Origin of the sequence: Streptomyces aculeolatus, from assembly GCF_020400605.1 — a bacterium.
Taxonomy (GTDB): domain Bacteria; phylum Actinomycetota; class Actinomycetes; order Streptomycetales; family Streptomycetaceae; genus Streptomyces; species Streptomyces aculeolatus.
On record NZ_JAINRD010000034.1, the window covers coordinates 1 to 19,372 of the forward strand.

At 73.3% G+C, this 19,372-nt stretch carries 13 protein-coding genes; 9 read left to right on the forward strand and 4 right to left on the reverse strand.

The features are described from left to right. Positions 1 to 85: 85 nt before the first annotated feature. Complete coding sequence (locus LG396_RS35855) at positions 86 to 664, reverse strand: MarR family winged helix-turn-helix transcriptional regulator (RefSeq protein WP_225797910.1); 579 nt, start codon at positions 662 to 664, stop codon at positions 86 to 88. A 136-nt stretch (positions 665 to 800) separates the two neighbouring features. Here LG396_RS35855 and LG396_RS35860 point away from each other — a divergent pair, with 136 nt between their 5' ends. After that, positions 801 to 2,108 carry an MFS transporter gene (locus tag LG396_RS35860; protein WP_225797911.1) on the forward strand — a complete coding sequence of 436 codons (1,308 nt, stop codon included), beginning with the start codon at positions 801 to 803 and terminating at the stop codon, positions 2,106 to 2,108. Positions 2,109 to 2,165: 57 nt separating this feature from the next. Here the strand turns inward: LG396_RS35860 and LG396_RS35865 are convergent, their stop codons facing one another. Both LG396_RS35865 and LG396_RS35870 read right to left on the reverse strand, forming a co-directional pair. Then, the gene (locus tag LG396_RS35865) at positions 2,166 to 3,887 is read right to left on the reverse strand and encodes an ATP-binding SpoIIE family protein phosphatase (protein ID WP_225797912.1); all 1,722 of its coding nucleotides are present in this window, start codon (positions 3,885 to 3,887) and stop codon (positions 2,166 to 2,168) included. 81 nt (positions 3,888 to 3,968) lie between these two features. Beyond that, the gene (locus LG396_RS35870) at positions 3,969 to 5,324 is read right to left on the reverse strand and encodes an NAD(P)/FAD-dependent oxidoreductase (RefSeq protein WP_225797913.1); all 1,356 of its coding nucleotides are present in this window, start codon (positions 5,322 to 5,324) and stop codon (positions 3,969 to 3,971) included. Between the two features lie 354 nt (positions 5,325 to 5,678). On the opposite strand from LG396_RS35870, the gene LG396_RS35875 reads away from it, so the two are divergent. Both LG396_RS35875 and LG396_RS35880 read left to right on the forward strand, forming a co-directional pair. Then, positions 5,679 to 6,404, forward strand: coding sequence for a TetR/AcrR family transcriptional regulator (locus LG396_RS35875; protein ID WP_225797914.1), 726 nt, complete (start codon positions 5,679 to 5,681; stop codon positions 6,402 to 6,404). Positions 6,405 to 6,754: 350 nt separating this feature from the next. Then, positions 6,755 to 8,641, forward strand: coding sequence for a sigma-70 family RNA polymerase sigma factor (locus tag LG396_RS35880; RefSeq protein ID WP_225797915.1), 1,887 nt, complete (start codon positions 6,755 to 6,757; stop codon positions 8,639 to 8,641). A 112-nt stretch (positions 8,642 to 8,753) separates the two neighbouring features. Here the strand turns inward: LG396_RS35880 and LG396_RS35885 are convergent, their stop codons facing one another. Further along, the gene (locus LG396_RS35885) at positions 8,754 to 10,199 is read right to left on the reverse strand and encodes an NsdA family TPR-like regulatory protein (protein ID WP_026276611.1); all 1,446 of its coding nucleotides are present in this window, start codon (positions 10,197 to 10,199) and stop codon (positions 8,754 to 8,756) included. Between the two features lie 798 nt (positions 10,200 to 10,997). On the opposite strand from LG396_RS35885, the gene LG396_RS35890 reads away from it, so the two are divergent. From LG396_RS35890 to LG396_RS35915, 6 genes are all read left to right on the forward strand, one after another. Beyond that, a complete protein-coding gene (locus tag LG396_RS35890; protein ID WP_225797916.1) occupies positions 10,998 to 13,097 on the forward strand; it encodes an asparagine synthase-related protein in 2,100 nt (699 codons plus the stop codon). A gap of 135 nt (positions 13,098 to 13,232) precedes the next feature. Continuing rightward, on the forward strand, positions 13,233 to 14,546 hold the full coding sequence (gene lhgD / locus LG396_RS35895) for an L-2-hydroxyglutarate dehydrogenase (RefSeq protein WP_225797917.1): 1,314 nt from the start codon (positions 13,233 to 13,235) through the stop codon (positions 14,544 to 14,546). 55 nt (positions 14,547 to 14,601) lie between these two features. Next, the gene (gene trmB / locus LG396_RS35900; protein WP_027743746.1) at positions 14,602 to 15,360 is read left to right on the forward strand and encodes a tRNA (guanosine(46)-N7)-methyltransferase TrmB; all 759 of its coding nucleotides are present in this window, start codon (positions 14,602 to 14,604) and stop codon (positions 15,358 to 15,360) included. A gap of 64 nt (positions 15,361 to 15,424) precedes the next feature. Further along, on the forward strand, positions 15,425 to 16,777 hold the full coding sequence (locus LG396_RS35905; RefSeq protein ID WP_225797918.1) for a PrsW family intramembrane metalloprotease: 1,353 nt from the start codon (positions 15,425 to 15,427) through the stop codon (positions 16,775 to 16,777). 42 nt (positions 16,778 to 16,819) lie between these two features. After that, entirely contained in the window at positions 16,820 to 17,239 is a 420-nt protein-coding gene (locus tag LG396_RS35910; RefSeq protein WP_225797919.1) for a DUF3592 domain-containing protein, read from the forward strand. Between the two features lie 137 nt (positions 17,240 to 17,376). Next, entirely contained in the window at positions 17,377 to 19,368 is a 1,992-nt protein-coding gene (locus LG396_RS35915; protein ID WP_225797920.1) for an ATP-binding protein, read from the forward strand. The last annotated feature ends 4 nt before the right edge of the window (positions 19,369 to 19,372 follow it).

Consider the following 19,372-nt stretch of genomic DNA (forward strand, 5'->3'; position numbering starts at 1 on the left):
CCGTCGCACTCCGGAACCGAACCGGCCCCGTGGCAACCCGAAGAACATTACGGAGCGAGGTGCTCCGTGTCAAGCGCGATCTTGGCTAGTCCAGATCGGACAGTCGTCCGCTCGCGTCGGGCTGGGCGTCCTCCACCCGGCGGAGGAGGCGGGTGAGCAGCTCGCCGAGCAGGGTGCGTTCGGTCGGGGTGAGGTCCTGGAGGAGGTCCCCCTCCCAGTCGGTGCCCATGCGCATGACCGCGAACCACTTGTCCCGGCCCAGCTCCGTGATGCCGACGATGACGCGGACGCGGTTGGTCTCGTCGCGTTCGCGGGTGACCAGGCCCTCGGTGACCATGCGGTCGATGCGGTGGGTCATCGCTGCGGGGGTGAGGCCGAGGCGCTTCGCCAGCTCGCCCGGGCCGAGCTGGTAGGGGGCGCCGGCGAGGACGAGGGCCTTGAGCACCTCCCACTCGGCGCCGTTGACGCCGATGTCGGAGAGGTGGCGGCCGTAGGCGACGGTCATGCGGCGGTTGAGGCGGCTCAGTGCGGAGACGATCTGCTCGACCTGGGGGTCGAGGTCCTGGAACTCCCGCTGGTAGAGCGCGATCTGCTCGTCGAGCGAGCGCAGCTCCTGCGTGGGCGTCCGGTCTGCATCGGTGGCCGGGGCGTCGCTGTCGGACATGGCGCGCAGTATTCCACCAATCTCGTTCGCGTCGAAGTTCTCAGGCGTGTACTCTTTAGCTCTGAACTTTAGCATCGAAGTCTTTGACCTGGTAGCTCGCGGGCGCCGGGTCAGACGTGTGTATGGGTGGTGAGTAGTGACACGCGAGTCCGGCACGACGGCCCTCCGCCGGATCCAGGTGGGCAACGCGCTGAGCGCCTTCGGCAACGGCTTCACGGTGCCGTACACGTTCTTGTACGTCTCGCGTGTGCGGGACCTGGGCTCCACCACGGCGGGCGTCGCGCTCGCCGGGTTCGCCATGGCGGCGCTGCTCGTGCTGCCCTTCACCGGGCGGTTGATCGACCGGCGCGGTCCCCTGCCGGTGGCGCTCGTCGGCACGGTCGCCGCCGCGGCCGGGGCGCTGTCGCTGGGGCTGGCCTCGACGGCGCCCATAGTGCTCGCGTCGACCCTGGTCATGGGCGCCGGGATGGCGGTCATCCAGCCGGCGCTGGCGACGATGATCGTATGGTGCTCGACGCCGGCGACCCGGTCGCGGGCGTTCGCGACGCAGTTCTTCCTGAACAACCTCGGCATCGGCCTCGGCGGGCTGCTCGGCGGGCTGCTCGTGGACGAGGAGCACGCGGGGTCGTTCGTGCGGCTCTTCGCCATCGAGTCGGTGATGTTCCTGGTGCTCGGTGCCGTGGTCGCCACGGTGCGGCTGCCGCGCGCGGCGCGGGCGGCAGCGGGGCCCGCGGGCGAGGGTGCCCGGGGGCGGTGGCGGGTGCTGCTCGCCGACCGGGCGATGGTGTGGCTGTGCGTGCTGGGCTTCGTGATGTTCTTCGCCTGCTACGGGCAGTTCGAGTCGGGGCTGTCGGCCTTCGCGGTCGAGGTGTCGGGGATATCCCCGTCGACGCTCGGGTTGGCGCTGGCGGCGAACACCGCGGTGATCGTCGTGGCGCAGTTCGCCGTGCTGCGGCTCGTGGAGCGGCGGCGACGCAGCCGGGTCATCGCGGCGGTCGGGCTCATCTGGACGTTCGCGTGGCTGATGGCCGGGGCCTCGGGGTGGGTGGCCGGCGGGCAGGCGATGGCGACGGCGGCGATCATCTCCACGTACGCGCTCTTCGGGCTCGGTGAGGCGATGCTGTCGCCGACCGTGGCGCCGCTGGTGGCCGATCTGGCGCCGAGTTCCCACATCGGGCAGTACAACTCGGTGTTCGCACTGGTCAAGCAGCTGGCGTTGGCGATCGGGCCGGCGGTCGGCGGGCTGCTCGCCGGGGCCGGGGCGTACGGGGTGTACATCTCGATGCTCGTCGTGGCCTCGCTGGGCATCACGGTGATGGGGCTGCGGCTGGGCAAGCGGCTGACGCCGGTGCAGGACTGCCCCCGGCTCGCGGGCACCGTGCAGGTGGCGTCCCACAAGCCGGCCGCGGCCGGAGTGGAGCCGGCGCCTGTGCAGGCGGCGTAGCGGGCGTGCCCGCGCGGGGCGTGTGCCCGCGCGGGCGTTCCTGCCGCGTACGCGGCTTCAGTGGCGGTGCCCGCCCGGCAGGGCGAACTCGCACCACACCGCCTTGCCGCCGCCCAGCGTGCGGCGTGAGCCCCAGCTCGTGGCGATCGTGGCGACGATGGAGATGCCGCGGCCGTTCTCGTCGCCGGGCTCGGCCTGGCGGCGGCGGGGCAGGCGGTCGTCGCCGTCGGTGACCTCGACGATGAGCCGCCGGTCCGTACGCCGCAGGCGCAGCCGCATCGGCGGGGAGCCGTGCTGCAGGGAGTTGGCGACCAGTTCGCTGGCCGCCAGCACGCCCAGCTCGCGCAGCTCCGCCGGGAAGCGCCAGCTCGCCAGGACGCCGTCCGCGAAGGCGCGGGCGCGCGGTGCCGCCTCGACGCCGCCGAGGAGGTCCAGCGCCGCGCTGCGGAACAGCTCGGCCTCGCCGCCGTCGCGCAGCGGGTGCTCCAGCACCAGCACGGCGACGTCGTCGTCGTGCTCCGCGGTGACGCCGAGGGCGCGGATGAGGCGGTCGCAGACGACGCTCGGTGCGCCGGTGGCGCCCGCGAACGCGCTCACGAGCGCGTTCACGCCCTCCTCGATGTCCTGCCCGCGGCGCTCGATGAGGCCGTCGGTGTAGAGGACGGCGGTCGATCCCGGCGGGAAGGGCAGCTCGGCGGAGCTGTGCACCCAGCCGCCGGTGCCGAGCGGCGGGCCGGTGGGCTCGTCGACGCGGCGCACGGTGCCGTCGGCGTCGCGGATGAGGATCGGCACGTGGCCCGCGGAGGCGTGCACCAGGCGGCCCTCGTGCGGGTCGTGGACGGCGTACGCGCACGTGGCGATCTGGTTCGGGTCGATCTCCGCGGCGAGGCCGTCGAGGAGTTGCAGCACCTCGTGCGGCGGGAGGTCCAGGCGCGCGTACGCGCGTACCGCGGTGCGCAGCTGGCCCATGACGGCGGCGGCGCGGACGCCGCGGCCCATGACGTCGCCGATGACCATCGCCGTGCGGCCGGCGCCGAGGGTGATGACGTCGTACCAGTCGCCGCCGACGGCTGCGTCGGTGCCGCCGGGCTGGTACTTGGCCGCGACCCGCAGGTCGTCCGGCTGCTCCAGCTCCTCCGGCAGCAGGCTGCGCTGCAGGGCGACCGCGGCCTCGCGCTGCATGCGCTCGCCGGCGCGCAGCCGCTCCGCGGCCTCCACCTGGTCGGTGACGTCGGCGGCGGAGACGAGGACGCCGCCGCTCTCGCCGACGTCGATGGGGCTGCAGGTGAACGTGTACGAGCGGGCGTCGGGGGCGCGGCGGGCCTTGACGGTGCGCCGGGTGCCGCTGCGCAGCACCTGGTCCATCAGCGGCAGCAGCCCCAGCTCGGCGAGTTCGGGCAGCGCGTCGCGGGCGGGGCGGCCCGGGGAACGGGCACCGAAGACGGCCGCGTAGGCGTCGTTGACGTACGCGATGCGGTGGTCGGGGCCGTGGACGACCGCGACGGGTGCCGGCAGCCGGCCGAGGGTGGCGCTGACCGGCAGCTCGATGCCGGGGTCGGCGTCGAGCCTCGCCTCGGGTTCCGGTGGTGCCGCGTCGCCGCCGCCGCTCGCCGTACCGCCGGGGTCGGCGTCCGGCTCGATGCCGGGGTTCGGTTCCGCCGCGCCCCGGCGGCCCGGCCGCCCGGCGCGGGCGGAGGGGACGGCACCGCGGAACCCCCGCGCGGCGGCGGTGCGGCGCGGGGATCCGGGGAGCCGGGGGCTCCAGCGCGTGAAGTTCAAGCGTGCCAGTCCCAGGTCCACTCGTTGGTCGTTCGTTTCGCTCCGTGCCGCTTCGTGCCCGTCCATGGTCACATGCCCGCCTCAGTCGTGGTCAGGGCCGCGGCCCGACCGGGTGGCGAGTTCGAATTCCGCCCGCGGATGTTCCAGCGAGCCGAGGGCGACGACCTCCCGTTTGAACAGTCCGGCGAGCGTCCACTCGGCGAGCACGTGGGCCTTGCGGCCCACGGTCGGGAGCTTGCCCAGGTGGTACGCACGGTGCATGAGCCAGGCAGGGTAGCCCTTCAGTCGGCGGCCGTACACATGGGCAATGCCTTTGTGGAGGCCGAGGGAGGCGACGGAGCCGGCGTAGCGGTGCCGGTAGTCGCGCAGGGGTGCGCCGCGCAGGGAGGCGGCCAGGTTGTCGGCGAGGACGCGGGCCTGGCGGACGGCGTGCTGGGCGTTGGGGGCGCAGAGCGCGCCGGGCCCGTCGGTGGTGAGGTCCGGTACGGCGGCGGCGTCGCCGGCGGACCAGGCGGCGTCCTCGCCCTCGACGCGGAGGTCGGCGGTGCAGCGCAGGCGCCCGCGTTCGTTGCGGGGCAGGCCGGTGGCGGCGAGGACGGGGTGGGGGCGGACGCCGGCGGTCCATACGAGCGTGCGGGTGGGGAAGCGGGCGCCGTCGCCGAGGCGGGCGACGCGGTCCGTGCAGCTCGACAGGCGGGTCTCCAGGCGTACGTCGATGCCGCGTTCGCGCAGCCGGCGTACGGCGTACTCGCCGAGTCGCTCGCCGACCTCCGGCAGGATGCGGTCGCCGGCCTCGACGAGTACCCAGCGCATGTCCTGGGGGCGTACGCCGGTGTAGTAGCGGGTGGCGTAGCGCGCCATGTCTTCGAGCTCGGCGAGTGCTTCCACGCCGGCGTAGCCGCCCCCCACGAACACGAACGTCAGAGCGGCCTCGCGGACGGCCGCGTCGCGGGTGGAGGAGGCGATGTCCAGTTGTTCGAGGACGTGGTTGCGCAGGCCGATGGCCTCCTCGATCGAGGTGAAGCCGATGCCGTGCTCGGCGAGCCCGGGCACCGGCAGCACCCGCGAGACGGACCCGGGCACCAGCACGATCTGGTCGTACGCCAGCTCCAGGGGCGGCTCGCCGGTCTCCTCGGTGGCGAGCGTCGCGACGCAGGCGGTGCGCTCGGGGTGGTCGACGGAGGTCACGCGCCCGGCGAGCACGCGGCAGCGGGGCAGCACGCGACGCAGCGGCACCACGACGTGGCGCGGCTGGACGGAGCCGGCGGCGGCCTCGGCGAGGAAGGGCTGGTAGGTCATGTACGGGTCGGGTGCGACCACGGTGATCTGCGCCGCGCCGCTCTTGAGCTGCCTGCCGAGCTGCTTCTGCAGCCGTAGCGCCACGGCCATCCCGACGTTGCCGCCGCCGACGACGAGCACGCGCGTCGGATCCGTCATGGGCAACCTCCTGCCTGGGGTCCCGCCTGGGGCCCGGCCTCGCCGCGCGCCGCCGGCGGCGGTGCGGGCCCGGGGGGAGGCCGCGCACGGCGACCTCGGAACACCCATGACGCACCGCGTTCGGACTTTTGTCCACAGGCAGGGGAAGGATTTCCGGCGCCCGAGGTGTCCGACCCGCGGCCGATCCTTATCCACAGCCCCTTCTCTCTTGACTTCTGCTGAACTATGTTCGTACGAGCCGGAGTGGCCCGACCAGATGCACTCCGGTAAGCAGGGTGGGGAGTCTCCGGGGGGAGACTGTCATAACCGGGGGAAACAGAGATGCAGGTTCAGAGCAGTCGTCTGTCGGCAAACATGACGGGATCGGACACTTCGGGCGGGCTGTCGACGAATGGCCGATCGGCGCTGCGGGTCGACGCGCAGCGCAATCTGGAGCACGTCCTGCGCGCCGCGCGCGAGGTCTTCGGGGAGCTGGGCTACGGCGCTCCGATGGAGGACGTCGCCCGTCGCGCCAGGGTCGGCGTAGGCACGGTGTACCGCCGCTTCCCGAGCAAGGAAGTGCTGGTCAAGCGCATCGCCGAGGCGGAGACCGCGCGGCTGACCGAGCAGGCCCGCGCGGCACTTCAGCAGGAGGACGAGCCGTGGGCCGCACTGGCCCGCTTCCTGCGCGCCTCCGTCGACTCCGGGGCCGGGCGGCTGCTGCCGCCGCAGGTGCTCGGCGTGACGGCGAAGGCGCCGGAGGAAGAGCCGCGGGTGCCGCAGCAGCGGCCCTCGCCGGACGGCTCGGCGCCGCAGCCCGGCGGGCCCGGTGAGGCGGTCGCGGGTGCGGCCGAGGGCGCGGGTGCGGAGAGCGCGAGCGTCGGCGGTACGGACGCGGCGGCGCTGCTCGACGTGGTCGGGCAGTTGGTGGCGCGTGCCCGGGACGCGGGGTCGCTGCGCGCGGACGTGTCGGTGTCGGACGTGCTGCTGGTCATAGCCACCGCGGCGCCGTCCCTGCCGGACCCGGAGCAGCAGGCGGTCGCGTCCGCGCGGCTGCTGGACATCCTGCTGGACGGGCTGCGGCCGCACGCGGAGAGCTGAGCGGGCAGGTCGCCTCGACGGGGGTGCGCCGGGGTTTCCCGGCGTGCCCTGGCGGCCCCGGCGGGGGGTTCCCCTTGACGGGTGGCCCCGTCGGCGGTGGCCCGTGTTGACGGGGTCGCCCGTGAGGGTGCCTGTCGACGGCGGCCGGCGGCCGTGGCCGGCGTGGCCACCGCGGCAGCCCCTCGTCAAGCGAGGCCGATGTCTACCCCGAAAGCGTGACCGCTAGTGCGTCGCGGCGCGGAAAACCCCCCAACGGGTGGTTGGCCGTTCAACGCGGCGGCAGGCAGGGCCCGTTGTGACACGCTCACCCGAAATGACGGGTGGGACGAGCGTCTACGGGAGCTTGCGGCATGGCAGTTGACGATCCGGACGATCGCGGGCGTGCCGCCGGTGGTGAGGGTGCTGCACCCGACGGGGCCGGCGAGGCGGCGTCCGGCGAGGCCGTGGGGGCCATCCCGAAGCAGCGTGAGCGGCGGGACGAGGGGGTCACCGGCCCCCTGCCCTCCGACACGGAGTTGGTCGCCCGGATGCGTACGGGCGACGACAGCGCGTACGAGGAGCTGTATGAGCGGCACGCCCCGGCGGTCCGCCGGTACGCGCGTACCTGCTGCCGCGACTCGCACACCGCCGACGACCTCACCGCCGAGGTGTTCGCACGCACGCTGCAGGCGGTCCGCGGCGGCGCCGGACCGGAGACCGCGGTACGGGCGTATCTGCTGACCACCGTGCGGCGGGTCGCCGCCGCCTGGGCGAAGACCGCCAAGCGCGAGCAGCTCGTCGACGACTTCGCCCTCTTCGCGACCCAGGCCGCGCGCCCGGCCTCCGACGACGACACCCTCGACCTCGGCGCCGACGTGCGCGCCATGCACGAGGCCGAGCAGTCGATGGCGGTGCAGGCGTTCCGCAGCCTGCCCGAGCGCTGGCAGACGGTGCTCTGGCACACGACGGTGGAAGACGAGTCGCCCAGCCAGGTCGCGCCGCTGCTCGGGCTCACCGCCAACGCCACCGCCGTGCTCGCGCATCGCGCCCGCGAGGGCCTCAAGCAGGCGTACCTCCAGGCGCACGTCTCCACCGCGCTCACCGCGGGCGGCGACTGCGCCCGGTACGCGGACCGGCTCGGCGCGTACGCGCGCGGCGGGCTGCGGATGCGCGCCGAGCGGGGGCTGCGCAAGCACCTGGACGACTGCGCCCGGTGCCGCATGGCGGCCGTGGAGGTCGCGGACGTCAACTCCCGGCTCAGCACGCTGCTTCCGGTCGCGGTGGTCGGCTGGTTCGCGTCGGCCGCGGCGGCGAAGGCCGCCGGGTTCGCGGGTGTCGGCGCCGGCGCGGGGGCGGCGGGCGCCACCGGCGCGGGCGCCGCGGCGGCGGCGAGCGGCGTCGGGGCCGGCGGCGGGGGCGGTGCGGGCGCGGCCGGCGGCGCCGGTGCCGTGGCGGGCGAGGGAGTCGGTGCGCCGGTCAAGGTCGCGGCGGCGGCGGGCATCGTCGTGGCGGCCGCGGCAGCGGCGCTGGCGCTCGTGCTGTCGGGCGGCGGCGGCGAGAAGGAGCCGGTCGCCAACCCGCCCGCCACCTCGGCCCCCGCGCCGCCCCCTGAGCCCCCGCCCGCGAAGAGCCCGGAGCCCACTCCCCCGCCCCCCGCCCCGGAGCCGGCGGAGCCCACGCCGACGCCGCCCCCCACCCCGCCCCCGCCCCCGCCCCCGGAGGAGCCCTCCCCCTCCCCCACCCCGACGCCCACGCCCACGCCGACCCCGACGCCCACCCCGCCGCCGAGCACGCCTCCCCCACCGCCGCCGCCTCCCCCCGCCGAGCCGTACCGCGTGGCCGGGCTCGCGTCCGACGTCTTCGGCGACGGCACGGAGCCGGAGATCGTCGCGGACCGCAGCGGCTGGTGGTGGCAGCGCGAGGAGTTGGACGTCGGCGGCCGGACGTACGCCCACGGCGTGACGGTGCAGGCGGAGTCGTCGCTGACGATCGAGCTGAACCGCGCCTGCACCCGCTACCGGGCGGCGGCCGGCATCGACGACATGATGTACCGCCTGGGCGCGGCCAGGTTCAGCGTCTACGGCGACGACGCGCGGCTGTGGCGCTCGGACTGGGTCGCGGCGGGCGAGGAGGCGGCCGTGGTCGACGTGGGCCTGCCGGCCGGGACGGAGACGATCCGGCTGGAGGCCGAACCGCAGCACCCCGCGCACACCCCTGTGCTGACGGACTGGGCCGATTCGGTCATCGACTGCCGCTGAGCCCGCCGTCCGACACCTGGCCGGGGGGCGGGGGGCGTGGCGCCTCGGCCCTGGCCCTCCCCGCGCACGACGTTCGACACGCGACGCCGCCGAGCGCCCGGCGCGTACGCCCCTACGCCGGGGCGACCAGCAACGGCCGGGCGCGCTCGCGGAGTTCCGCGACGATCGGCTCGTCGCCGTAGGGCTCCAGCCGGGCCAGGAGGTCCTTCACGTACTCGGTCGTCCGCGCCGAGGAGATCCGGCCCGCGACCTCCACCGCCCGTGTGCCCTGCGCGCACGCCGCGTCCAGGTTGCCCGACTCCAGCTCCGCGACCGCGGCGACGATCAGCCGCAGCCCGTGCGAGCGTACGAACGCCTCCGTCGGCCGCGCCAGCGCCTGTTCCGTGAAGTACCGCACCTGGCGCGGTACCCGCAGGTCGCGGTAGCACTCGGCGGCGTCGGCGGCCAGCCGGTCGTAGGCGTAGAAGTCGAGCCAGGCCGGGTCCGGGTCGCCTTCGCGGGCGCGCTCCAGCCAGCTCTCCGCCGCCGCCAGGGCCGTGCCGCAGGACGGCTCGTCCTGTGCGCGGGCGTGCGCCCGCGCCTCGACGAGGTGGAAGAAGCTCATCGCACGCGCCGTCGCCAACCCCCTGTTGCGCTCGATCGCGGCCTGGGCGAGATCCACGCCCTCGTCGGCGAAGCCGCGGTACGTCGCCTGGAGCGACATCGACGCCAGGACGTACCCCCCGAGCGGCACGTCCGCCGCCGCCCGCGCCAGCCGCAGCGCCTGGATGTAGTACCGCTGGGCGGCCTCCTGCTGGCCGGTGTCGAAGGCCATCCACCCGGCGAGCCGCGTCAGTTCCGCCGTCGCGCCGAAGAGCGAGCGCCCGACCTCGTCGGTGTACGCGCCGAGCAGCAGCGGCGTCGCGTCGACCCGCAGGCACTCCGGCACCATCGACGCCCGCCAGTCGCCGCCGCCGTACTTGGAGTCCCAGCGCCGCGCCTCCTCCGCCGCGTCGCGCAGCTTGGCGACGTCGCTGTGCCCCACGCGCCGCGGATCGGCCCCTTCGGCCGCGGGCGCGTGCTGCGCGTCGGCGCCGTCGAGGCCGCGGGCGACCGAGCCGTCGGCCGGCGTGATCAGCCAGCGGGAGGCGGGCGTCGCGTACGCACTGACGGCGAAGGAACCGGCGAGGCTCTGCCATATGCCGCCGCTGCCGGCGCGCCGCCCGGCGAGGTCGAGCCGGTACAGCTCGGTGGCCGAGCGCACCGCCTCGCCGACGTCGCGCGGGAACGCGAGGCCGACTTCGGGCGCCGGGTCCGTGTCGGCGAGCCCTATCTCGTGCAGCGGCACGGGGCGGCCGAGCTTGCCGGCGATGGCGGTGGCGATGAGGTGGGGCGCGGCGCCCTGCGGCACCATCCCCTTCGTCACCCACCGGGCGACGGACGTCTTGTCGTACCGAAGCGTCATGCCGCGCTGCGCGCCGAGGTCATTGACCCGGCGGGCGAGTCCGGCGTTGCTGATCCCGGCGAGCGCGAGCATGTGGCCCAGCTTCTCGTTAGGCCCGCGTGGCGTCCTGGACATGCACACCCCTCGACCACCGACGGCTCCCGTCCGGCAGGTGGGGATCCGGCCGGGTCGCATATGCACCCAGCGTAGTTCGCCGGATCCCGACCGTTAAGAGGAATGTTTCCGGATGGCGGGATTGCAGCGCGCGTGCTCCGGGGTCGTGTGGCGGTGCGCCGTACGTGCGCTCTCGCCGCAAAGGGCCCCGCACGCTTGGCTGGTTGTCCGTGGGTCGGCTCGCCGCGCCTGGGAAAGCGGCGGGCCTGGGGAACTCCGCCGTCATTCATCCCCGCGGGCGGCGGCTCACGGTCCGGGGAGCGCGGGACGCTTCCCGGACCGCACAAGCCCGTACGGCGGCCTTGGTTGGCCGGGATTGCGCCGTGTACAGAATGGCTGAATGACGCCCTTCACGACGGGTGTAGATCCGGGCGTACGGGACGGTCGCACCGGAGTCCGGGCACCGATCGGGCGCGCGTACCGGGTTCCGGACGGCGCACGGGGGCGGGCCCGCGGCGCCCGTTCGATCTTCTGACTCGGGTCTGTTCGCCCTCCGCCCGCGGTCCGTTCGATCCCTCCCCTCCGCGGGTCGCCTGCCTTCCGCTTGCTTGCCTCGACGACACCCGGGGGCGCTTCCGGCCGTGACAGGCAGACTCCCGCGCGACCGCATCCACTCACATGCGCCCCTCTCGTGGCAGCATTGGTCCTGACGAAGCGGCAGTACGCCCTGAGCGTGGCGGAGTTGATGCCGATCGCCCGGCTCGCCTGGCTCGCTTGGCATATGCCGATACGTCCCCAGTTGCCCACGAGGAGGCGCGCATGCGGTGGTTGGTGGGGTGGAGCAGTTCCGCCGCCGCGCCCTCGTTCCTCGACGGCGCCCAGTCCGCCGACGACTACGACCTCCATCCCGTCGGCGCCCAACTCGTCTGGGGCGGCCCGGATCCGCTGTGGGCGGTCGGCGACTGGCGGCCGGACGAGATCCGGGTCGTCGACGTCGCCCCGCTGATCCGCCTCGCGGTCTTCGGCACCTGCGGCGCGAGCGACGACCAGCTCCGCGTGGGCCTGCTGTCCGCGCGCGGCGGTGCCGTACGGCACCTGACCGCCTGGTCCGGCGGGTACACCGCCGTCGCGCAGGTCGGCCGCCGCACCACCGTCCTCGGCGACCTCGCCGGCGCGCGCCCCGTCTTCCACGCCGCCTGGGACGGCGGCACGGCGTACGCGACCGCCGCACTGCCGCTCGCCGACCTCATCGAAGCCGAGCTGGACGTCTCCCACCTCGCCGCCCAACTCGCCTGCCCCGACGTACCGGAGGCCCTCGGCGACGGCACGCCGTACTCCGGCGTGCACCGCGCACCCCCCGGCCACGCGCTCATCCTCCGCGAGGGCGCGAAGGAGATCACCGGCTACGAGCCGCGCGCCTCCCTCGCCGTCGCCGCCCCGTCGCTCGACGCCGAACCGGCGGTGGCGGGCGTACGCGAGGCGCTCGTGGAGTCCGTACGCGCCCGGCTGGCCGCCCCGCGCCACGCGCCGGAACCCGGCTACGGCGGCCTCGACCCCGGCCCCGTACCCGGCATGGGCCCGGCCGACCGGCGCGCCGCCCGCGGCCCGGCCCCCGGCATCGGCGCCGACCTGTCCGGCGGCATCGCCTCCGGCACCCTCGCGCTGCTCGCCGCCGGCCTGCCCGGCGCGCCCGGTACGCCGCCGGGGCTGGGACCGGGGCAGGGCGAGCGGCTGGTGGCCGTGACGTTCAACGACCTGACGGCACGGGCCGACGAAGCCGAGCTGGAGCGGGCCCGCACCATCGCCGCCAACCCGCGGCTGCACCACGTCGTGGTGGCCGCCGGCGAGGCGGCGCTGCCGTACGCGGACCTGGAGAGCATGCCGCTGACCGACGAGCCGGGGCCCTCCCTGGTCGCCGCCGCCCGGCACCGCCGCCGGCTGACCGCGGGCAGCGCCGACCACCTCGTGGGCGTCGGCGCCCGCGAGGTCCTCGACGCCCACCCGGCCCGGCTCGCCGACCTGCTGCTGGACCGCCGGCGCCGCTCGCTGTTCCGGCCCGTCACGGCGCTGGCGCGCGCGGAGGGGTCGGTGCTGGCGCCGCTGACGGTCTACCGCGCGGCCCGCCGGCTGGCCCGTACGACGTACTGGGAAGGCATCAACGAAGGCGCAGAGGCGCTCCTCGACGACCCCGCGGGCGGGCTCGGCGGGCCCGGGCGCGGCCGGGGCGCGCTCGACGCGTCGCTCGCCGCGCTGAGCTGGTGCCGGCCCGGGCCGGCGGCGCGGTGGCTGACGGGTGAGGCGCTGGCCGAGGTGGCGGTACGGCTCCGGGGCTACGCCGGTACGGCGAACGGGGACGGCAGCGGCCGCCCCGGCGAGCGCCGCGCCGCCGCCGCGCTGGCGCAACTGGGCGCGGACTACCGCGTCTTCGAGCAGGCGGCGGAGGTCAGGTTCCAGCGGTTGCACGCGCCGTTCCTCGACAACCAGGTCGTACGGGCCTGCCGGGCCCTGCCCGAGACGCTGCGCGTCCAGCCGGGCGCGCGGGCGGCGGTGCTCGGCGCCGTGCTCGACGGCGCGGGCATCCGCGGCCTGCCGCCGGGCTGGGGCGCGACCACAGGACCCGCGGCGGCAGCGGCGTCGGCGGAGCGCATCGGCCTGCGCCGCGCCTCGACGGAGCTGGCCGACCTCTTCCACCGGCCGCTGCTGGCGGACGCGGGGCTGGTGGAGGGCCGGGTCGTACGCAAGGCGCTGCGCGCGGCGGCGGACGGCGAGCCGCTGCCGCTGGGCGGGCTTGCGGAGCTGGTCTCGACGGAGCTGTGGCTGCAGCGGCTGCTGATGCGGCGCGGGTCGTGCTGGACGGGCGACGCGGCGCCGCGGCAGCGGGCGGTGGCGGGCGGGGTGCCGCCGCGGCTGCCGCTGTAGCGAGGGCTGGGCGGCGGGCGCGGCCAGGCGGGCCCGCGGTTCGGCGGCGGGCTCGGCCCCCGGGCTTTTTCCCCGGGCTTGGCGGTGGCCCGTCCGGCCTTGAGATGATGGGGCGGGGCCCCTGCCGGAGGTGACATGGCCGACGACTGCGACGTACTCGTGATCGGCGCCGGCATCGTCGGCCTCTCCACGGCGTACGCGCTCACGCGCGCCGCCCCCGGCGTCCGCGTCGTCGTCCTGGAGAAGGAGCCCGGCCCGGCGCAGCACCAGACCGGGCGCAACAGCGGCGTGATCCACAGCGGGCTGTACTACCGGCCGGGCTCGCTCAAGGCGCGCTACGCGGTGCAGGGCGCCGCGGAGATGGTCGAGTTCTGCACCGAAAACGGACTGCCGCACGCGGTCACCGGCAAGATCGTCGTCGCGACCGGCCGGGACGAGCTGCCGCGCCTGCACGCCCTGGCGCAGCGCGGGCGCGAGAACGGCATCCCGGTGCGGGAGCTGGGGCCGGCGCAGATCAGGGAGTACGAGCCGCATGTGCGCGGGCTGGCCGCGCTGCACGTGGCGACGACGGGGGTGTGCGACTTCCGGGCGGTGGCGCGGCGGCTGGCGGAGCTGGCGCGGGAGGGGGGAGCGGAGGTCCGGTACGGGGCGGAGGTGCGGGTGATCGCGAGGCGGCCGGGCGACGGCCGGGCCCGTACGAACGACGAAGCAGACGGGACAGGCGAGGCAGGCGAGGCCGCCCCGGAAGAAGCGACCGGCATCACCCCCCGCACCGACACCGGCACCCGCCCGGGCATCGCCGTCCGCACCGCCGCCGGCGAGGTGGTACGCGCCCGGGCGCTCGTCAACTGCGCCGGCCTGCACTCCGACCGCATCGCCCGCCTCGCCGGCGACCGCCCCGGGCTGCGGATCGTCCCGTTCCGCGGCGAGTACTACGAGCTGGCGCCGGACGCCGCCGACCTCGTGCGCGGCCTCGTCTACCCCGTTCCGGACCCCGCGTTCCCGTTCCTCGGCGTCCACCTCACCCGCGGCATCGACGGCGCCGTCCACCTCGGCCCGAACGCCGTCCCCGCGCTGGCCCGGGAGGGCTACACCCGTACGAGCCTGAGCCCCCGCGACGCCGCGGCCACGCTCACGTACCCCGGCAGCTGGCGCATCGCCCGCCGCCACTGGCGCTACGGCGCCGGCGAACTCCGCCGCTCCCTCTCCCGCAGGGCGTTCACGCAGGCGGTGCGGCGGCTGCTGCCGGCGGTCGACGAGGCGGACCTGCGTCCGGCGCAGGCGGGGGTGCGGGCCCAGGCGGTGCTGCCGGACGGGGCGCTGGTGGACGACTTCCGCTTCGCGTCGGGGCCGCGCACGGTCCACGTACTGAACGCGCCGTCCCCGGCCGCGACCGCGTCGCTGCCGATCGGCAGGGAGATCGCGCGCAGGGTGCTCGCCTTACTGTGACCAGCGGGGGACCGCCCTACGACGGTTCGGGAGCCTCCGTAAAATAGGGGGCACTGTGTCCGACCACCCCGATCAGCACGATCGTTCCCAGCCCCGGTTCCCCGACGGCCCCGCCCCGGCGCCCGCCGGGCCGCACAACGAGCGCCGTATCCGCTCCTTCGTCCCGCGCCGCAGCCGCGTGACGCTCGCGCAGGGCGAGGCCCTCAGACGGCTCTGGCCGAAGTGGGGATTCGACATCGACGGCGCGTCCGTCCTCGATCTCGACGACCTCTTCGACGGCCTGCCGGTCGTCCTCGAAATCGGCTTCGGCATGGGCGAGGCGACCGCGGACATGGCCGCCGCCGACCCGGCCACGGGCATCCTCGCCGTCGACGTCCACACCCCCGGCCAGGGCAACCTGCTGCGGCTCATGGAGCAGCGGGGGCTGACGAACGTACGCATCGGGAACGGCGACGCCGTCATCCTGCTGCGCGAGATGCTGGCCCCTGCGGCGCTCGCGGGGATGCGGATCTACTTCCCGGACCCGTGGCCCAAGAAGCGGCACAACAAGCGCCGGCTCATCCAGCCGGAGTTCCTGGCGCTGGCGGCCTCGCGGATGGCGCCGGGCGCCGTGCTGCACTGCGCGACGGACTGGGAGCCGTACGCGGAGTGGATGCTGGAGACGCTGGAGGCGTCGCCGCACTTCGAGAACGCCCACCCCGGCGGCTACGCGCCGCGGCCGGACTTCCGCCCGCGTACGCGCTTCGAGGGGCAGGGGCTCGGAAAGGGCCACATCGTGAACGATCTGCTCTTCCGGCGCATCGGTGAGGAATAGCCCGTCGCGCGCGGCGGTGGGGACTGGCTAGGGTCGAGGGGTGCAGCAAGAAGGCGCTCAGCTCATGGCCCGACCGCGGGAGCCCGAGGAATTCGGCCCGCGGCCGGTGTACGAGGATGCGCGCCGCCCGGAGCCGCCGGACCCCGCGGCCGGGGCCGCGGCCCCGGCCGCGGCCCCCGCCCGGAAGCGGTTCTGGCGCCGGCGGGGCGTGCGAATAGCCACGGTGGCGACGCTCCTCGCGCTGGCGGGGCTGGCCATCCTGGGGCTGGTGTGGTCGGAGACCGGCACGCACGGGATGCTTGTGGGCGGCGGGCTGGCGCTGCTGCCGGTGCCGCTGCTGATCGCGGGCTTCCTGTGGCTGGACCGGGTGGCGCCCGGCCCGTGGCGCTACCGGATCTTCGCGTTCGCGTGGGGCGCCTTCGCCTCGACGCTGGTCGCGATGCTGGCGAACACCTTCGCCGCCCGCTGGATCGCCACCGGCCTGCCCACGGAGTCGTCGCGCGAGGCGGACCTGTGGGGGATGGCCGTGGTGGCGCCGGTGGTGGAGGAGACGGCGAAGGCGGCGGCGATACTGCTGCTGTTCCTCTTCCGCAGGCACCTGTTCGCCGGCCTGGTCGACGGCCTGGTGCTGGCGGGGATCATCGGCACGGGCTTCGCGTTCACCGAGAACATCCTGTACCTGGGCCGGGCGTACGAGGATGACCAGGCCTTCGGCGACGCCGGCCCGATGGCGACGGTGACCGTGACGTTCGTGGCCCGGGTGGTCTTCTCCCCGTTCGCGCACCCGCTGTTCACGGCGATGGCGGGCATAGGCTTCGGCCTCGCGGCCATGACCCTCGCCCGCCAGCGGGTACGCCGCGTGCTGTTCCCGGTGGCGGGACTGCTGCTGGCGATGGCGCTGCACTCGCTGTGGAACGGCTCGGCGGTGATGAACGGCCTGGCCTTCCTCGGCGCGTACGCCGTCGTGATGGCGCCGGTGTTCGGGCTGCTGGTGTGGCTGGCGGTCTGGTCCCGCGGCGGCAAGCTCCGCACGATACGGGACCAGCTCCCGGCCTACGTCCACGCCGGCTGGCTGGTCCCGGCGGAACCGGTGGCCCTCTCGTCACTCCGCACCCGCAAGCTGGCGCGCACCCTGGCCCGCCACGCGCAAGGCGACGAGGCCGGCCGGGCGGTGGCGGACTACACCCGGTCGGCGACGACGCTGGCCCTGCTCCGCGAGCAGGCGACGCGGGGCCGCCCGGCGAAGGACTACGCGGCCCGCGAAAGGGCACTGCTGACGACGATGTGGCAGAACAAGGCGATAGCCCAGCCGGCCCTCACCAGAGCCGCCTACACCACAACCCCACCCCTCCCCCACCCCTGGCCCCTCCCTCACCCCCAGGGCACCCCCCACCTGGCAAAGTCCCCGCAAGCCTGACGCCCCCGCAACCACCGGCGGCACCCCGGCGTCGAAGGGGACATGGGTACCGGCTGGCTGTTCGCACTCATCCCGCTACTCCTCGGGGCGGTCTTCTTCGCCATCGGCTACACGGGCATCCGCCGCGCCCGCACCCTGCGCCGCACCGGCGCCACCGCGGAGGGCCAGGTCATCCGCCTCGCCACCAGCTCGGGCAACAACGGCACCCTCTACCACCCGGTGGCCCGCTGGCACACGCCGGACGGCGCAGCCCACGAACACACCTCCCGCATCGGCAAGAGCACCATCCTCAACTTCCGCCCAGGCACGCAGGTCCACATCCACTACGACCCGAAGAACCCCACCCGCGCAGCCATAGCCGGCTACGACGGCGCAGGCGCCGACTACCTCTTCACCACCCTCGGCACCCTCCTCACCGTGGGCACCCTGGCGGTCGTCACCGCCGCCTTCCTCACCAGGTGATCGCTAGCCACGGTGGCCAAAAATTCTCCCTGCACCGGAAGCGATGTAACCGACGGATATCAATGCCCCGAACCGTCTGCTCCCTTTCTGACCCTTCGATATGGTGATATCTCACAGGTTGACATCAGGGAGTAGCCATGACCGTCGATGCCCCGCAGTTGGAGATTCGCTTTCGGGGCCGGGTGATCGAGCACCTCGGTATAGACATGTACCAGTCACCAGTGGCTGCGATCGCCGAGTTGGTCTCGAATGCATGGGATGCGGACGCGACCATCGTGAACATCACTTTACCGGACAGGGCCTCAGCCCCCGACGCAGTGATCACTATCGGCGACGACGGAGAGGGGATGACGCTCCAGCAGTGCCAAGACCGCTTCCTCAACGTCGGTTACGACCGCCGGAAGGATAGGTCCTCCATCTCGACCCCGTCGGGACGTCCCATGATGGGGCGCAAAGGTATAGGCAAGTTCGCCGGTTTCGGCATAGCGCGTTTCGTTGAGGTCGACACGACGAGTAAGGAGACGGGAGAGCGCACTGTCTTCCGACTCGACGCACGACAGTTGATCGACGAAGGGGATGGTTACGTCGACAGTGAGCCGCTGAAAGTCCACGTCAAGTCCCATGATGCACCGCGCGACGACCGACGCGCGAAGCATGGCACGACCGTCACTCTGAGCGATCTGAGCCTCAAGGCAACGCCGAATGCAGATCGTTTCCGAACGAGCATGGCTCGCCGATTCCTCCTGCTAGAACGAGCTGACCAATTCACAGTACGGGTCAACGGCGAGCGCATTTCGGAGATAGACGACGTTGAGAAAATCGAGTTCTCTTTCCCACAGGACTACGAGAAACACGGCTTGAACGCTCCGGCCGGCCTTACCATCGAGAACGGCTGGGGCGTTGAGCAACTCCACGACGGCAACAAAATCCGCTGGAGGTTCGTCTTCTATAAGGAACCAATCGGTGACGAGGAGCTGGCTGGCGTCTCGGTCTTCAGTCATTACAAGCTCGCCCAGCGACCGTTTCTCTTCAATCTGACCGGTGGACTCGGAGGCCAACAAGGAACCCACTACCTGTCCGGTCGGGTCGAAGCAGATTATCTGGATGAGCAAAAAAAGGACTTGATCTCGACTGAGAGACAGCGTGTCAACTGGGATGTCGAGCAGTCAAAGCCGCTTCTCGAATGGGGCCAGAAACGGGTCCAGGAACTTCTTCGCACATGGAAGGACCTACGCGCTCAAGGCAAGGTTGACGCCATCCGTGGGCGCGTGAGGCCATTTTCCCAGCGGCTCGCTCAGCTTGAACGACCCGAGCGAAGAATCGTCGACAATGCGCTGCATTCTCTCGCTAAGGTGCCATCACTCACTCAGGACCAATTCTCCGACCTAGCCGAGGGCATATTGACGGCGTGGGAAGGAGGCCGTCTCAAAAATCTTATCGACGACCTCGCGCAGACAGAGTCGATGGACGCGGACAAGTTGGTGCAGATTCTGAGCGACTCTCAGGTAATGAGCGCCCTTCACGCGGCAGAGCGCGTCAAGGGTCAGCTCAACCTGATCTCGGGACTGGAAGAACGCATAAGGCGACAAGAGCTAGAGCTCAAGGTGCGCGACTACATCGCACAGCACCCATGGCTCGTCTCACCACAGTGGGAGACGTTCCAGGTCGAGCGCAGTATCGACGGCCTTTCCGAGGAGGTGGCTCGAATCGCGTACGGAGATTCATGGAACGCACGCGTCGACCTTGCGCTGTCCTCCGGAAACCAACTGCTGGTCATCGAGCTCATGCGACCGGGGCTCAAAATCGACTGGGATCATCTGAACCGCTATGAGCGGTACGTCACGAGGCTACGCAACGCTATCACCGCCGGCGATTCCCGGTTCACCATGGTTTCAGGACTCCTCGTCGCCGATAAGATCGACAGGAACGCGGACGTTATGACCAAAGTTCATGCCCTGCGGTCGGATGACATGGATGCCAAAGATTGGGCAGGCCTCCTCCGTGGCGCGCGCAGTCAGTGGAAGGACTACTTCGACATTCTGTATCGGCGAGCACCTGGCGATGCCCGCATGATGCGGCTCGCCGACGAATCGTCTGAGGATTACGCGCGCCTCGACGAGGGTGAATAGGCTG

What these genes read in the sequence shown, in the direction of transcription:
- LG396_RS35875 (WP_225797914.1), top strand. Translation starts at nt 5,679, where the DNA reads ATGACGGGATCGGACACTTCGGGCGGGCTGTCGACGAATGGCCGATCG.
- lhgD (WP_225797917.1), top strand. Translation starts at nt 13,233, where the DNA reads ATGGCCGACGACTGCGACGTACTCGTGATCGGCGCCGGCATCGTCGGC.
- LG396_RS35885 (WP_026276611.1), bottom strand. Translation starts at nt 10,199, where the DNA reads ATGTCCAGGACGCCACGCGGGCCTAACGAGAAGCTGGGCCACATGCTC.
- LG396_RS35880 (WP_225797915.1), top strand. Translation starts at nt 6,755, where the DNA reads ATGGCAGTTGACGATCCGGACGATCGCGGGCGTGCCGCCGGTGGTGAG.
- LG396_RS35910 (WP_225797919.1), top strand. Translation starts at nt 16,820, where the DNA reads ATGGGTACCGGCTGGCTGTTCGCACTCATCCCGCTACTCCTCGGGGCG.
- LG396_RS35905 (WP_225797918.1), top strand. Translation starts at nt 15,425, where the DNA reads ATGGCCCGACCGCGGGAGCCCGAGGAATTCGGCCCGCGGCCGGTGTAC.
- LG396_RS35855 (WP_225797910.1), bottom strand. Translation starts at nt 664, where the DNA reads ATGTCCGACAGCGACGCCCCGGCCACCGATGCAGACCGGACGCCCACG.
- LG396_RS35915 (WP_225797920.1), top strand. Translation starts at nt 17,377, where the DNA reads ATGACCGTCGATGCCCCGCAGTTGGAGATTCGCTTTCGGGGCCGGGTG.
- LG396_RS35890 (WP_225797916.1), top strand. Translation starts at nt 10,998, where the DNA reads ATGCGGTGGTTGGTGGGGTGGAGCAGTTCCGCCGCCGCGCCCTCGTTC.
- LG396_RS35870 (WP_225797913.1), bottom strand. Translation starts at nt 5,324, where the DNA reads ATGACGGATCCGACGCGCGTGCTCGTCGTCGGCGGCGGCAACGTCGGG.